Origin of the sequence: Xylanibacter rodentium, assembly GCF_013166575.1 — a bacterium.
Lineage (GTDB): Bacteria > Bacteroidota > Bacteroidia > Bacteroidales > Bacteroidaceae > Prevotella > Prevotella rodentium.
This window is the reverse complement of record NZ_JABKKE010000001.1, coordinates 134553-147906: the sequence shown is the minus strand read 5'-3', so window position 1 is coordinate 147906 and position 13354 is coordinate 134553. Positions and strand designations below refer to the sequence as shown.

The window sequence follows — 13354 nt, the reverse complement described above, 5'->3', positions numbered from 1 at the left end:
TTAGTTATAACTTATGGGGCTGTGTCAAAATCCGGTCCATTTTGCTTGTAGGGACATATTTTTCGATATCTATATTTTGACACAGCCCCAATCGCATTACATGAAAAACAATGATGCTGTGCCGAGTCTCTACTGTGGTGATGAATTAAGTAACTACAAAAAAGACATATTCTATATGTCGGAATGTAGATGAATACACTCCGGCATATAGAATACGTCTTTTTATATTACCTTATGATTCTTGTTTACTCTTTGTCGAGCAATATCTTCATCATCTCCACAGCAGCTTTGGCTACTGAAGTACCGGGGCCGAATATGGCGGCTACTCCTGCCTGATAGAGGAAGTCGTAGTCCTGGGCGGGGATTACACCGCCGGCAATCACCATGATGTCTTCGCGGCCCGCCTTCTTCAGTTCCTCGATGAGCTGCGGAACGAGCGTCTTGTGTCCGGCTGCCAATGACGATACGCCGACTACATGCACGTCGTTCTCCACAGCCTCGCGGGCTGCTTCGGCCGGCGTCTGGAAGAGCGGCCCCATGTCCACGTCAAAACCGCAGTCGGCATAACCCGTTGCCACTACCTTGGCGCCACGGTCGTGGCCGTCCTGTCCCATCTTTGCCACGAAGATACGCGGGCGGCGGCCCTCCTTCCTGGCAAATTCCTCCGTCAGCCGGCATGCCAGCTCGAAGTCATTGTCGTTCTTGCTTTCTGATGAATACACTCCTGATATTGTTCTTATTACAGCTTTATAACGGCCTACGATTTCCTCGCAGGCATCACTGATCTCTCCCAGCGTGCAACGCAGTTTCGCACATTCGATGGCGTGAGCCAGCAGGTTGCCCTCGCCTGTGCGTACGCACTCGGTGAGTTCGGCCAGCGCCTTGCGGCAAGCCTCTTCGTCGCGTGATGCACGTACGGCAGCCAGGTTCTCCTCCTGCTGCTTGCGCACGGCGGTGTTGTCCACCTCAAGGATATCGATGGGGTCCTCATGCTCAAGACGGTACTTGTTCGTGCCGACGATGGTCTGCACGCCCGAGTCGATGCGGGCCTGAGTGCGGGCAGCCGCCTCCTCGATGCGCATCTTGGGCACACCGGTCTCGATGGCTTTGGCCATACCTCCGAGTTTCTCTATCTCCTGGATGTGCTCCCATGCCTTGTGCACCAGCTCGTTGGTCAGTGTCTCGACGTAGTAGGAACCGGCCCAAGGGTCTATCTGCTTGCACACCTTTGTCTCGTTCTGTATGTATATCTGAGTGTTGCGGGCTATACGTGCCGAGAAGTCTGTAGGCAGTGCGATAGCCTCGTCGAGAGCGTTGGTGTGCAGCGACTGTGTGTGGCCGAGTACGGCGGCCATAGCCTCGATACATGTACGGCCCACGTTGTTGAACGGATCCTGTTCCGTCAGCGACCATCCCGATGTCTGCGAGTGGGTGCGCAGAGCGAGCGACTTCGGGTTCTTGGCACCGAAGCTCTTCACGATCTTGGCCCACAACAGACGTCCGGCGCGCATCTTGGCTATCTCCATGAAGTGGTTCACGCCGATGGCCCAGAAGAACGACAGGCGCGGGGCAAAGGCATCGATGTCGATGCCGGCGTTCACTCCGGCACGGATATAGTCCATACCGTCGGCCAGCGTGTATGCCAACTCGATGTCGGCAGTGGCTCCCGCTTCCTGCATGTGGTATCCCGAGATTGAGATGGAGTTGAACTTCGGCATGTTCTGCGATGTATACTCGAATATGTCGGCGATGATTTTCATCGAGAATGCAGGCGGGTAGATATATGTGTTGCGCACCATGAACTCTTTCAGGATGTCGTTCTGAATCGTTCCGGCCATCTCTTCGAGCTTGGCACCCTGTTCCAGACCTGCCACAATATAGAAAGCCAGGATGGGCAGCACGGCTCCGTTCATCGTCATCGACACCGACATCTTGTTCAGCGGGATGCCGTCGAAGAGCACCTTCATGTTCTCCTCGTTGCATATGGACACTCCGGCCTTGCCGACGTCGCCCACCACGCGCTCGTTGTCAGGGTCGTAGCCGCGGTGTGTGGGGAGGTCGAAAGCGACGGAAAGTCCCTTCTGTCCCGAAGCGAGGTTGCGGCGGTAGAACGCGTTCGACTCCTCGGCTGTGGAGAATCCGGCATACTGGCGGATGGTCCACGGGCGGAACGGATACATCATTGAATACGGACCACGCAGGAACGGCGGTATACCGGCCGTATAGTCGAGGTGCTCCATGCCCTCGAGATCCTCTTTTGTGTAAACGGGCTTGACCTCAATGTGCTCCGGTGTCTTCCAGTTGGGAGCGATGCCGTTAGTCTTCTGCCAGTCGGCGCCGTCGGCGGCCTTTATACCGGCATATATGTCTATGTCTTTAAAATTCTTTCTCATATCTTTTTGTTTTTTAAACGCAAAGGGCGCAAGGATGCAAGGTCTTGGTTCGTGACTCTGTATACTCCGTATTTTTGCGTTTAATTGAAATTATATTCCCAACTTTGCATTATACTCCTTAAGTGTTTCAAGCACATTGCATTTTACGTGCACGAAGTTCTCTATGCCGGCGGCCTTGAGCTCTTCCATACATGCGGGCGCACCTGCAACGATGAACATTGCGCGTCCGTCGAGATACCGGAAAGCCGGAACGGCATATGTGGCATACTCGTCGTCGCTCGAGCAGAGCACTACGATGTCGGCTCCGGCTGCCAAAGCTGCGTCGACACCCTCCTCGACGGTCTCGAAACCGAGGTTGTCGATGATTTTGTATCCTGCGCAGGCGAGGAAGTTCGACGAGAACTGTGCACGGGCCTGACGCCATGCCAGGTTGCCTATTGTCAGCATGAAGGCGACGGGAGTCTTGCCGCTGTTTTCCGTACTGATACGCAGCTGCTCGAAGTCGGCTGCCAGGCGTGTCGTGCTGATGGCCTTGATGGTGGCCTCGTGATTGTGTCCGCACGAGCAGGCGCATGCCTTCGGCGCTTTGCCGTCCGATGTCTCCGTGAAGTTGGGGAACTGGTTGGTGCCGAGGATGAATTCCTTGCGCTTGGCGGCGTCTGCGTGACGCTTGTCGTTGGTGGCGTTGATGTCGTCCTGGACGGTTCCGGCCTTTACGGCGGCGAGGAATCCGCCTTCCTCCTCAATCTTGAGGAACAGTTTCCATGCCACATCGGCCAGCGAGTGTGTGAGCTCTTCGATATAGTAAGAACCGGCGGACGGGTCGACCACCTTGTCAAAATGGCTCTCTTCCTTAAGCAGCAGCTGCTGGTTACGGGCTATGCGCTCCGAGAAATCCGTGGGCTGCTCGTATACAGCATCGAACGGGGTAACCACTATGGAGTGCACACCGGCCAGGGCGGCACTCATTGTCTCGGTCTGTGTGCGCAGCAGATTGACATAGCTGTCGAACATGGTCTGGTTGTAAGTCGTGGTCTGGGCGTTGACGATCATCTTGCACGAGCATTCGCACTTGGGCTCATATTGCTTCACAATCTCTGCCCAAAGCAAACGTGCGGCGCGGAACTTGGCTATCTCCATGAAATAGTTCTCGCTTACGCCCATATAGAACTTGATGCTGCGTGCGGCCAGGTCCGCATCCACACCGGCCTCTACGAGCTGGTGCAGATATTCGTTGCCCCATGCCAGGGCATAGCCCAACTCCTGGACGATGTATGCGCCGGAGTTGTTGAGAGCCTCCGAATGGACCATGATGCAGCGCAGGTTGGGATAGTCCTTCAGCTTCTCCACCAGTACGGGAGCGTTGGCGAGCATCTTCGATGTGTCCTTGCCTTTCATCAGCATCTTCTCGATAGGGTCGAAGCCTATGCCGCCCACAATCTTCTCCTTGTCGTAGCCCTGCTTTTCGAAATAGGCTGTCAGGATGTCGGTCAGCTCGAGCACGTGGCACGGGCATGTGCGGAAGCTCACTTCCACGATGTCGCAGCGGATATCCTTGAGCAGAGTCTCTATGAAACCGGCGCTCACCTTGTCGCCGGGGATGCGGAAACCGAGCGAGTCGACACCCTTGCCGAGAATGTCGAGGGCCTTGGCGTTAGCCTCTGCGGCGTCTTCGGCAACGATGTTCTGGCGCACATACCATTCGTTGTTGTCTTTCTTGTTGCCGCGTACAAACGGGAATTCGCCGGGCAGAGCGTCCGGGGTCTTCAGTTTCAGTACATCTTCCCTGCGATAGAAAGGCTGTACGTTAAATCCTTCATTGGTTCTCCATACCAGCTTCTTGTTGAAGTCGGCGCCCTTCAGGTCTGCCTGAATCTTGTCCAGCCACTCTTGCGTGGTGGGCGCAGCGAACTCGGTAAAGAGTCTTTCTTTGTTGTTTGACATATTCTGTAGTTATGTTATTATAATATGAGTTGTTTCCTTTTTTGCCTATGTCGCAATATCCCGGCCGCCGGTCGGTTCCTTTTATCCGACATGTGCCTGAGTAAGGCAGTCGGCAAGGCGTCCGGAATCAAGTGCGGACATATAAATGTCCGATGTGCAAAGGTAATAAAAAAAGATTTAATATACAAATAATAACCGGAACTTTATGAGTGTGAAAAGCATTTGTTGTGACGCATTGTTTGTTAAATTCTCATATGGCCCATATCGCATAGTGAAAGTGGCACTTTTGGGGTGTGAAAGTGCCACTTTTGCATTGCGAAAACGGCACTTTGAGGATGTGAAGTGGCACTTTGAGGATGTGAAATGTAGTATTAGTGGATGACGTTTTTTTGCACTTCTTCTCAACGTGTCCGGCCGTCATCGGAGAGAAAAACGGGCAAAAAAGTCGGAGAAACGGATTCTATGAAGGGTGTTTTGGAGACGAAAGAGGCTGTTTGAATTCTCCGTTTTGCCGGTTTAACATATGTTAATGGGTACATCGGGACAGCCAATTCTCCGTTTTCTCCGTCGGACACACTGCGTAATGTTTTTACAGAATGAAGCTGAGTTTACCACGTCAAGCCTTTCTTAAGACAGCGGACACGGATGTATGGCAGATACTTTTTTATTACAAAAATACTCGCTTTCGGAGAAATGAAAACGGAGAATCTCCGAAAACAATGTTCATAACTGATTCTTATAAGTTAATCAACAGAATTAAACTGCATTATCCTCAGGACATAGGATGGATGCGCCTTGAAAAGGCAAAAAGCACACAGCCACCACGTTGATGTACATTACGATTCGTAGGATGTGGGCGCCTTGAAAAGGCAGCAAGCGCATAGCCCGGAGCAGAGCGAAGCGGCACCCCGGGAATCCATGTGTTAGAATCCCCGCGCCCTGCAAGGGCAAAAGCATAAAAATATATGGGATGGAAAATTATAAATATCTGATAACTAACGCTTTTGCCCTTGCAGGGCGAATGGGACATCATGTTGTTCCCGGGGTGCCGCTTCGCTCTTCCCCGGGCTCTGCGCTTGCTGCCTTTTCAAGGCGCCCACATCCTACGAATCGTAATGTGGATCAATGTGGTGGCTGTGTGCTTTTTGCCTTTCAAGGTGCATCTATCATACTCTACCGTGTGGAAAAGTACGACCGGGGCGCATCCATCCTATGTCCGGACGATAATGTAGTTTGATTTTGTTAGCTACTTATTTTATATTCCAATCTGTTATATATAATATTATATATAACAGATTGGAATATACCATACGGGAATCGTATATGGCGAATACCTTGTTTTTCAATTCTCCGAATTCTCCGCCTTTGAGATTGTACCAATTATCTTGACATAAACATATACTTTATGTTGCGACAGACGCATGACGGGCACACATTGAATTATCCGTGAAAGTCGTAGCCCGGCAGTGTGTTCCACGGTGCATCTGTACCTGGTTGCGGGAAACAACGAGTGTGGTGCTGCCGTCATAAAAAGCAACATTATTCGTGAAAAAACGGAGAATTGGCTGTCCCGATGCACCCATTAACATATGTTAAACCGACAAAACGGAGAATTCAAACAGTCTTTTTCGTTCCCAAAGCAGCTCTCCGGAGAATTTGTTTCGTCATTTCGGAGAATTGGCTGTAGCGGAATGAAGAGCGTTTTTCGCGGAATACTTTCGATTTGCAAGCATAAATGGAAATGAGGTCAGTAGTGGATATGAAAAGCGGTTGGGTGAAAAAAATGAGGTGAATATGCAAAAAAGTTGCAAAAAAATTTGTATATTTAACAAATTATCATAACCTTTGCAAAAATAATCCTTTTATTGTTACAATCATGAAGTATGCACATACCGACAACGTCAACATCCCAAACGCATTCTCTCCACGAGGTGTGGCGGAGACGTTGTGCCATGTGCCGGAGACATCTCGTCACCGCAAGTGCGTGGGGATTATAGTTGTCGCGGGCGGCAATGTCCGTATTACGGGTGGAATAAATCCAGGCTCATCCATCGTCAAGGGCGTCAAGCCGTCACCGTTTCTCACAACCAATATGTCAAGTTACATAACGTTTACCACAGCACACAGTCATGACACACACCAATACCGACATATCGCAACAAAACCAAACCGCTCCTGGGGACATGTCCTTGAGGCGTTTCGGAGAGCTGTTGGTGCTGGTGGTAAGTAATCCCGGCCCGTGCACGGGCGACTTTGCCGAATCGACACGTAGATTCTGCACCGAATCCATAGCACACATTTTTTGTTCCGACTTTCTGCCGGACAGCGATAAAGAAGCGGTGTTGCTGTTCTTGAAAAGCACTGTGGCCGAAATCGCTGCACTTCAGTCCCGGCGCGAGGCGGAGAGACAATGTGCGAAAACCATCGTCTACAACAACAATTTTGATCATGGCAGTGTGTATGCCGAGAATGTCGGCAAGCAAACTGTAAATAATGGCTGCAAGGACGGGCGGAATACACCGGTCAAGCCCGACGAACCGACGGGCAGACGGCCTGACAGCCCTGCCGGGCAGCAGGATTGAGGCCGTACACGACGGTCACGGGAGGCATGTTTTTTTCTTTTTCTTTCTGACTTTTATCTGTTTTATTTTATCTTTTTTTATTTTTTTCTTTTAAAAACGTTTTACAGCTTATGGACAAGATTATCAACATCAATGCCGGTGCTATGTATGTGGACCGTATCGACAATCAGACAGTGAACAATTTCAATGCTCCGGTGAACAATTACAGTGCTCCGGCAAGCAATCACCCTGTTACGGCCGTAACGGTCAAGACAGTTTCCGCCGATGTGCCGCCTTCCGGGGCCGATGTGGCACCGGAACCGCCGTTGGAAATTGTGGAGGAGCCGGCGCTCACGCCCGACGATGAGCGGGTGAAGGCTGTTCTGGAACAGATGAAGCGCGAAAGGGTTCTGCTCTATTCTTACGATTATGCGTGGGTGATGGAGCTGTTCAGAAAGGCCGACGAGCACCGTCTGCCGCACCGTTTCTACAGTGCCGCCTCGTTCGTGAAGTATATCACCGATGATTTGGGTATAGCCGGCGGCCCGTGTTCGTCGTCGCTCACCCGCAAGTTGTCGGTGGTGTACGGCACGTTTCCGGAATGGACATTTGAAGACAAGTCTGACAGACGCGAGGTGATGCGCCGCGTCAACGTCGGCAGACGTTTTCTGAGTCTGTTCCGGAAAGGGGTATAAGTACGGATATTCACCGTCCGTTTCACGATTTTCTTCATTTTGTCTCCGCAAGCTGCACGGGCTTTGCGGAGACTTTTTGTATGTGCGCCTTTAGTGCTACCTTTGTGCCGTATCGCTTCTGAAACGGGAGTGTGTACGGATATGACAACGTAAAAAAGCAATGGATATGAACACATCGAATGAAAATTTGAATACACCGCAGGGAGCCAGGCCACTGGGATTCGGCTATGCTGACAGTGTGAGTGGCAGGGTGGAGATGTGTACGTGGGACAGACTCAACTCCGCTGTCGACTCGCCGCGTGTCGCTGCCGTGTGTGCCGACTTGCGACAGCTGAAAGCGACGCGCGACAGCGGCGGGATGACACATGCCGACTATGAGGTACGCAAGAGCCGGCTGAAAAAGCAGTTGCCTGTAATAATGCCTCATGCCGCTTTTCCCTCGGGCCATCGCAAGAACTCGGAGGCTGTGCCGTCGGGACTGGCCATGTATGATGCCGACCATATCGGGTCGCCACACGATTACTGGCAGCACAAGGTGCTCGCCGCTTGTGACGGGCAGCCCGCACGTCTGGGCATTGTGCTGGCGCACATTACTCCGTCGTATGAGGGATTGCGGCTCATATTCCGCATCCCGCACGGCATGACGCCTGCTGCCGCGCAGCAATGGATGGCTACGCGGCTGGGCGATGATACTTACGATGCGTCGGTGAAGGACTATGCCCGCTGCTCGTTTGTCGTGCCACGGGGATATTTTTTCTTTTTCCCCGGAGAAGAGACGGTCTGGGGGCCGGATGCGGCAGGTCATGATGCCGGTGCGGAGGATGCGCTCAAGGTGAATGAGCCCCTGCCGCCGGTAGAGCCTCCGCCTCTACCGGCGGCAGGGGCGGAATGGGCGGCAGAGGCGGCCGCCCTGTCATTCTCGGGCATTCCTTACTCGCAGATAATCGACGTCTGGTGGAAGTACAACGGCGGTGTGCCTATAGAGGGCGAGCGCAACACCAAGCTGTATCAGCTGGCGATGCATCTGCGGCATATCTGCGACAACAGGGAGCAGCTGCTTCTCAGCGTGTTGCCGAGGCTGGGACTGTCGGAATCCGAGCTGAAAGCTGTGGTGCGCTCGGCCTGCTCGGCTCCCCCGTGCAGCATGCCGCGCAGGCTGAAAAGAGTGGTGGCCGAGGCAAAGAGAGAATATGCCGCCACCACATGTGCCGCCGCAGACGACCAAAGGGCACCTGCGGCCTGCAGCCGCAGGTCGTGGGCACGGTGGTGGCGGCGCCTGCCCACGTTGCCTCCGGGACTGAAAGAGGCGACGGAGACGGTGGAGCCGCGGCTGCGGATGGGTGCTGTGCTGGCTCAGCTGGTGATGATATACACACTGCTCACGAGGATACGCTTCGACCACTTCGACGGCAGCGAGACGCGGCTCTCGGGCCTCGTATTCATCATCGGTCCGGCGGCAAGCGGCAAGGCCTTTATCCGTGAGCTCGATGCCATGTGGATGGAGCCGGTGCGTGCGGCCGACGCCAAAGGCCGGCATATGGAGGCCGAATACCGTCGTGAGAAAGAGTTGCGGAAGAACGAACGCAAGCAGATGGAACGCCCGCACCCTGTGATAAGGGTGGTGCCGATACAGATATCCAACGCCATGCTCATCACCCGGCTTATGGACGCCGTGGAGGAGAACGCCGACGGGATGTCGCGGACGGGTCTGCACCTGTACTCATGCGAGACGGAGCTGGCCACGGCGATCAGATCGCAGCGCGGCGGCACGTGGATAGAGAAGAACGACATATACTGCAAGGCGTTTCACAACGAGCCTTGGGGTGTGGACTATGCCAGTGACCAGGTGATAAACGGTGAGGTGGAGGTGAACTACAATCTCGTAATCTCGGGTACGGAAGATGCTTTCAACACGTTTGTGCCGCAGGGTACGGTGCTCTCGGGACTGCCCACGCGACTGATGTATTTTCCGATGGTCGCAGAGCCGTTCAGGATGATGGAATGCCGCAAAGAGATGAATGAGGAAAAACGCGGGTTGGTGCGCTCTGTGGCATGGCGGTTGGACCGGTTGGGCGGACACGTGGATGCCACTACGTTGACAAAGTCTATGTACAAGTGGTGCGAGGCTCAGGCCGACAGGGCAAAGAACGAACTCGACTACGAGTTGGACGATCTGCGCAAGCGTACGGCTCTGATAGGTACGCGGGCGGGCGTGGCATACGCGATAATGGAGCATCTGGACGACTTCGAGCGCACGGGTGTGCTCACAGTGTCGTCGTCGGCAATAAAGTTTGCGCGCGTGGTGGCCGACTTCTGTCTGGATATGCAGTACATGAAGTTTTCGGTGATGATGCGCGAACGCAAGGAGGCTGTGGGCGAGAAATGGCGCACGGCTGAGCGCAAGGTATATACAGCAGATGTCTACGACAAGCTGCCGGAGAGTTTCACGCGCGACGACGTGCAAAGGCTGCGACCCGACAAGACCGTCGATGCCAACCGCAAGCTCGTGGCCTACTGGATGGAGCGGGGATACGTGAAGAAGGGGAGGAAGAAGGGGGTGTATGTCAAGATGATGTGAGAGGCTGTATGATGTTTGGTGTTTTTTTTTAATGTTTAAAATAAGAGAGTTATGGAGATTACATTGACACGAATTGCGAAGAAGGATGGTTACACCATCGGGCGTCTTGCCATAGGCGGACAGTACTTCTGTGACACGCTGGAGCCGCAATGGCGCAATCTGGCGGGAGGCGTAGCCAAGGTGCCGGGCCGCACTGCCATCGGAGAGGGGGCATATCCGGTAGTGATAACCAAGTCGCCACGGTTCAGACGGTGGCTGCCGCTGCTGCTGGGGGTGCCACGGTTCAGCGGCATAAGGATACACGCAGGCAACACTGCCGATGACACCGAGGGATGCATCCTCGTGGGGTGGAACAGGCTTCGCGGGCGGCTGGTCAACTCGCGCTCTGCACTTACACTTCTGATGAACCGTATGGTCGAGGCGTTGGCAAGGGGCGAGAAGATAGTGATAGAGGTGATGTGAGTCCTAAAGGGGGATAAAAAGAAAAGGAATCTATCTTCACAGACAGATTCCAATTAGGAAAATGATAAATATAGATTAAAATTACTAGTTGTACGATGCAAAGGTACACATTCTTGTTGAATGGACAAACACTTTGGACAATTATTTTCCATGTATTAACTTTTGTTTAGTATTGAACGTGTTTTTTGTTCTCTTTTGTTAAATACATGGATTGTTCGTCATTATTGTGTGCATATTCTGTATATTGCAGTGCTTGGAAGGTCAGAACTTCAGCAGTTCGCTGTATATGCGCTGCACCGGCAGGCCCACCACATTGAAATAGCTTCCGCTGAGACCGGTCACGCCGATGTAGCCAATCCACTCCTGTATGCCATAGGCTCCGGCCTTGTCGAACGGACGGCAGGTGGATACATAGTAGTCTATCTCCTCGTCGGCAAGTGTCTTGAACGTTACATCGGTCGACACGGAAAAGCGGCTCTGCCTGTCGGATGTGGTAAGGCAGACACCTGTGACCACGCAGTGGGTCTTGCCGCTCAGCTTGTGCAACATGCGGCAGGCTTCGGACTTGTCGGAGGGCTTGCCTAAAATCTCGCCTTCGGCTATCACCACCGTATCGGCAGTGATGAGCAGGTCGCGGGGATTCATGTATATGCGGTTGCCGTCGGCTTTTTTGGCGGCTATGTATAAGGGTACGTCGTGAGCCTTGAGTTCTCCTGCGGGATAGCTCTCGTCTATATCGTCAGGCACACGCACTTCAAACGGTATGCCGAGTCCGGCAAGCAGTTCCCTGCGTCTGGGGGAATTGCTTGCCAGAACGATATTGTATTTATTAAGATTGTCGAGCATTGTTATTGTTGTTTTGGAGTTTGTTTTTGCAGGCCTTTGGCTTTCCGGTCACCACCCGAATGCCTCCCGGCCGTTGAGCCATTTGCCTTGTGCGCGCAACACTTGTTCTATCACGTCGCGTCCGCATCCGTGTCCTCCGTTTCTGTCGCTTATATATATGGATATGTCCTTGATGTCGGGACAGGCATCGGCAGGACATACGGGACATCCGCAACGGCGCATGATTTCGTAGTCGGGAATGTCGTCGCCCATGTACATCACCTCGTCGTCTTTGATATTGTACTTCTTCAGCAGTCCGTCGTATGTATTGATCTTGACACTGCATCCCATATATACGTCTTCAACACCCAGGCCGGTGTATCTTTTGTATACGCTGTTGGTTTTGCCACCGGTAATGATGGCTATACGCAGCCCGAGTCTGACGGCGAGCTGTATGGCGTAGCCGTCTTTTATGTTGACGGTGCGCATGGGTTCGCCTTCGGGGTGCAGCATGATTGTCCCGGAACTGAGCACACCGTCCACGTCGAATGCTATCATCCGTATTTTCGTAAGGTCGTAGTTGATCATTCCTTTGTGTATTTGCGGTGTATGCTCATGCTCATTCTCTCGTATATTTCCTTTATCAGAGGATTGTTGCGCAGGAGCATGCTCTGGTTGCGTATCACGTTCTCGTCGTATCGCACGGCAGGGCCTGTCTGTGCCGATGCCGGAGTGATGCTGTGCACTTTGCGTGCAGTCTCGTCGATGAGGGGCAGCATCACGTCGAAGGGAATGTCGTGGCGGGCGAGGATGTCGGCCGAGATGGCGTAGCAGTGGTTTACGAAGTTGCAGGCAAAGACGGCTGCCAGATGCAGATGCCTCCTGGCTTCTGACGAAAGCGGTTTCACATTGTCGCTGACGTCGCAGGCCAGACGTCCGATTATTCCGGCGGCATACTCGTCGTTGGCCTCGGTGAAGCATGCCACCTCACGGAAGTTGACCTTGCGCTCTTTTGAGAACGACTGCATAGGGTAGAGCACTCCGTAGTGCAGTGCCATGCCCTGAAACACGTCCATCGGCATACTGCCGGCCGTGTGTACGAATACCTTTTGTTCGCGTCCCTTACATATCACGGGGACAAGGACGGGCATGGCCGCATCGGTGACCGACATGATATATACGTCGGCATCGTCGGTAATGGCTCCGGTATCGGTGACGGGAGAGCCGCCCACGATGGCGGACAGTGCCGCTGCCGACTCCATTGTGCGGCTGTACACCTGTACGATGTCGTGTCCGGCTGCGTGCAGGGCCTGTCCGAGATTGGTGGCGAGTTTGCCTGCACCTGCTAATACTATTTTCATCAGAATTTATCTATGTGTACGTTTTCCCATTTCAGTTTGTCCTCGTTCTGCGGTTTGCGCTCGTCGGCTTTTTGCCCGACAGCAATAATGCAGAGTACGTTGTAGTTGTCGGGCAGGCCGAGCACACCGCGTATTACATCGTCGGCGGCGGTGCCGTCGCTCAGACCGCGTCCGCGCATTTGTATCCAGCATGTGCCCAGGCCGAGTTCCTCAGCCTGATACTGCATTGAAATGGCTGCTATGGCTCCGTCTTCCACCCAACAGTCGTTCTGCAGCGGGTCGCCGGTCACGACTATGGCCACAGCGGCGCCTTTCATGAATTGTGAGCCCATGTCTTTGGCGTCGGCCAGTTTCTCTATTGTTGTCTTGTCGTCGGTAAGGATGAAGTGCCAGTTGCGTTGTCCCTTGGACGTCGGTGACATCAGTGCCGCACGCATTATAAGCCTGATGTCTTCGGCATCAATCTCGCTGTCTGTGTATTTTCGGCAGCTGCGTCGCTGCTGTACGAGTTGTTTGAAGTCTGTCATGGTTTTTA

General features: G+C 53.2%; 11 protein-coding genes. 5 read left to right on the top strand and 6 right to left on the bottom strand.

Annotated elements, in window-relative coordinates:
• Positions 1-245: 245 nt before the first annotated feature.
• A complete protein-coding gene (gene scpA / locus HPS55_RS00605) occupies positions 246-2393 on the bottom strand; it encodes a methylmalonyl-CoA mutase (RefSeq protein ID WP_172173522.1) in 2148 nt (715 codons plus the stop codon).
• Between the two features lie 90 nt (positions 2394-2483).
• Positions 2484-4337: a methylmalonyl-CoA mutase small subunit gene (gene mutA, locus HPS55_RS00600; protein WP_172173519.1), complete on the bottom strand. Its 1854-nt coding sequence runs from the start codon at positions 4335-4337 to the stop codon at positions 2484-2486.
• A 1876-nt stretch (positions 4338-6213) separates the two neighbouring features.
• On the opposite strand from mutA, the gene HPS55_RS00595 reads away from it, so the two are divergent.
• The 5 genes from HPS55_RS00595 (at position 6214) to HPS55_RS00575 (ending at position 10633) form a co-directional block, all read left to right on the top strand.
• Positions 6214-6567: a hypothetical protein gene (locus HPS55_RS00595; protein WP_172173516.1), complete on the top strand. Its 354-nt coding sequence runs from the start codon at positions 6214-6216 to the stop codon at positions 6565-6567.
• Entirely contained in the window at positions 6521-6919 is a 399-nt protein-coding gene (locus tag HPS55_RS00590; RefSeq protein WP_172173513.1) for a hypothetical protein, read from the top strand. The genes HPS55_RS00595 and HPS55_RS00590 overlap by 47 nt, the downstream gene beginning before the upstream one ends.
• 110 nt (positions 6920-7029) lie before the next feature.
• Positions 7030-7593 carry a hypothetical protein gene (locus HPS55_RS00585; protein WP_172173510.1) on the top strand — a complete coding sequence of 188 codons (564 nt, stop codon included), beginning with the start codon at positions 7030-7032 and terminating at the stop codon, positions 7591-7593.
• Between the two features lie 166 nt (positions 7594-7759).
• Entirely contained in the window at positions 7760-10171 is a 2412-nt protein-coding gene (locus HPS55_RS00580; RefSeq protein WP_172173507.1) for a BT4734/BF3469 family protein, read from the top strand.
• 51 nt (positions 10172-10222) lie between these two features.
• Complete coding sequence (locus tag HPS55_RS00575; protein WP_172173504.1) at positions 10223-10633, top strand: DUF5675 family protein; 411 nt, start codon at positions 10223-10225, stop codon at positions 10631-10633.
• 261 nt (positions 10634-10894) lie between these two features.
• Here the strand turns inward: HPS55_RS00575 and HPS55_RS00570 are convergent, their stop codons facing one another.
• From HPS55_RS00570 to HPS55_RS00555, 4 genes are read right to left on the bottom strand one after another with little or no spacing between them, the layout of a single operon-like run.
• Positions 10895-11479 (bottom strand): Maf-like protein, encoded by a 585-nt coding sequence (locus HPS55_RS00570; protein WP_172173501.1) that lies wholly within the window; start codon positions 11477-11479, stop codon positions 10895-10897.
• Between the two features lie 48 nt (positions 11480-11527).
• Positions 11528-12046, bottom strand: a complete 519-nt coding sequence (locus HPS55_RS00565) for a KdsC family phosphatase (protein WP_172173498.1) — start codon at positions 12044-12046, stop codon at positions 11528-11530.
• A complete protein-coding gene (locus HPS55_RS00560) occupies positions 12043-12819 on the bottom strand; it encodes a Rossmann-like and DUF2520 domain-containing protein (RefSeq protein WP_172173495.1) in 777 nt (258 codons plus the stop codon). The genes HPS55_RS00565 and HPS55_RS00560 overlap by 4 nt, the downstream gene beginning before the upstream one ends.
• Entirely contained in the window at positions 12819-13346 is a 528-nt protein-coding gene (locus HPS55_RS00555) for a nitroreductase family protein (RefSeq protein WP_172173492.1), read from the bottom strand. The genes HPS55_RS00560 and HPS55_RS00555 overlap by 1 nt, the downstream gene beginning before the upstream one ends.
• Positions 13347-13354: the final 8 nt, after the last annotated feature.

Excerpts from the sequence above, each read along its gene's own strand:
- HPS55_RS00595 (WP_172173516.1), top strand. The coding sequence starts at position 6,214 with ATGAAGTATGCACATACCGACAACGTCAACATCCCAAACGCATTCTCT.
- HPS55_RS00555 (WP_172173492.1), bottom strand. The coding sequence starts at position 13,346 with ATGACAGACTTCAAACAACTCGTACAGCAGCGACGCAGCTGCCGAAAA.
- HPS55_RS00580 (WP_172173507.1), top strand. The coding sequence starts at position 7,760 with ATGAACACATCGAATGAAAATTTGAATACACCGCAGGGAGCCAGGCCA.
- HPS55_RS00585 (WP_172173510.1), top strand. The coding sequence starts at position 7,030 with ATGGACAAGATTATCAACATCAATGCCGGTGCTATGTATGTGGACCGT.
- HPS55_RS00560 (WP_172173495.1), bottom strand. The coding sequence starts at position 12,819 with ATGAAAATAGTATTAGCAGGTGCAGGCAAACTCGCCACCAATCTCGGA.
- HPS55_RS00575 (WP_172173504.1), top strand. The coding sequence starts at position 10,223 with ATGGAGATTACATTGACACGAATTGCGAAGAAGGATGGTTACACCATC.
- mutA (WP_172173519.1), bottom strand. The coding sequence starts at position 4,337 with ATGTCAAACAACAAAGAAAGACTCTTTACCGAGTTCGCTGCGCCCACC.
- HPS55_RS00565 (WP_172173498.1), bottom strand. The coding sequence starts at position 12,046 with ATGATCAACTACGACCTTACGAAAATACGGATGATAGCATTCGACGTG.
- scpA (WP_172173522.1), bottom strand. The coding sequence starts at position 2,393 with ATGAGAAAGAATTTTAAAGACATAGACATATATGCCGGTATAAAGGCC.
- HPS55_RS00570 (WP_172173501.1), bottom strand. The coding sequence starts at position 11,479 with ATGCTCGACAATCTTAATAAATACAATATCGTTCTGGCAAGCAATTCC.
- HPS55_RS00590 (WP_172173513.1), top strand. The coding sequence starts at position 6,521 with ATGTCCTTGAGGCGTTTCGGAGAGCTGTTGGTGCTGGTGGTAAGTAAT.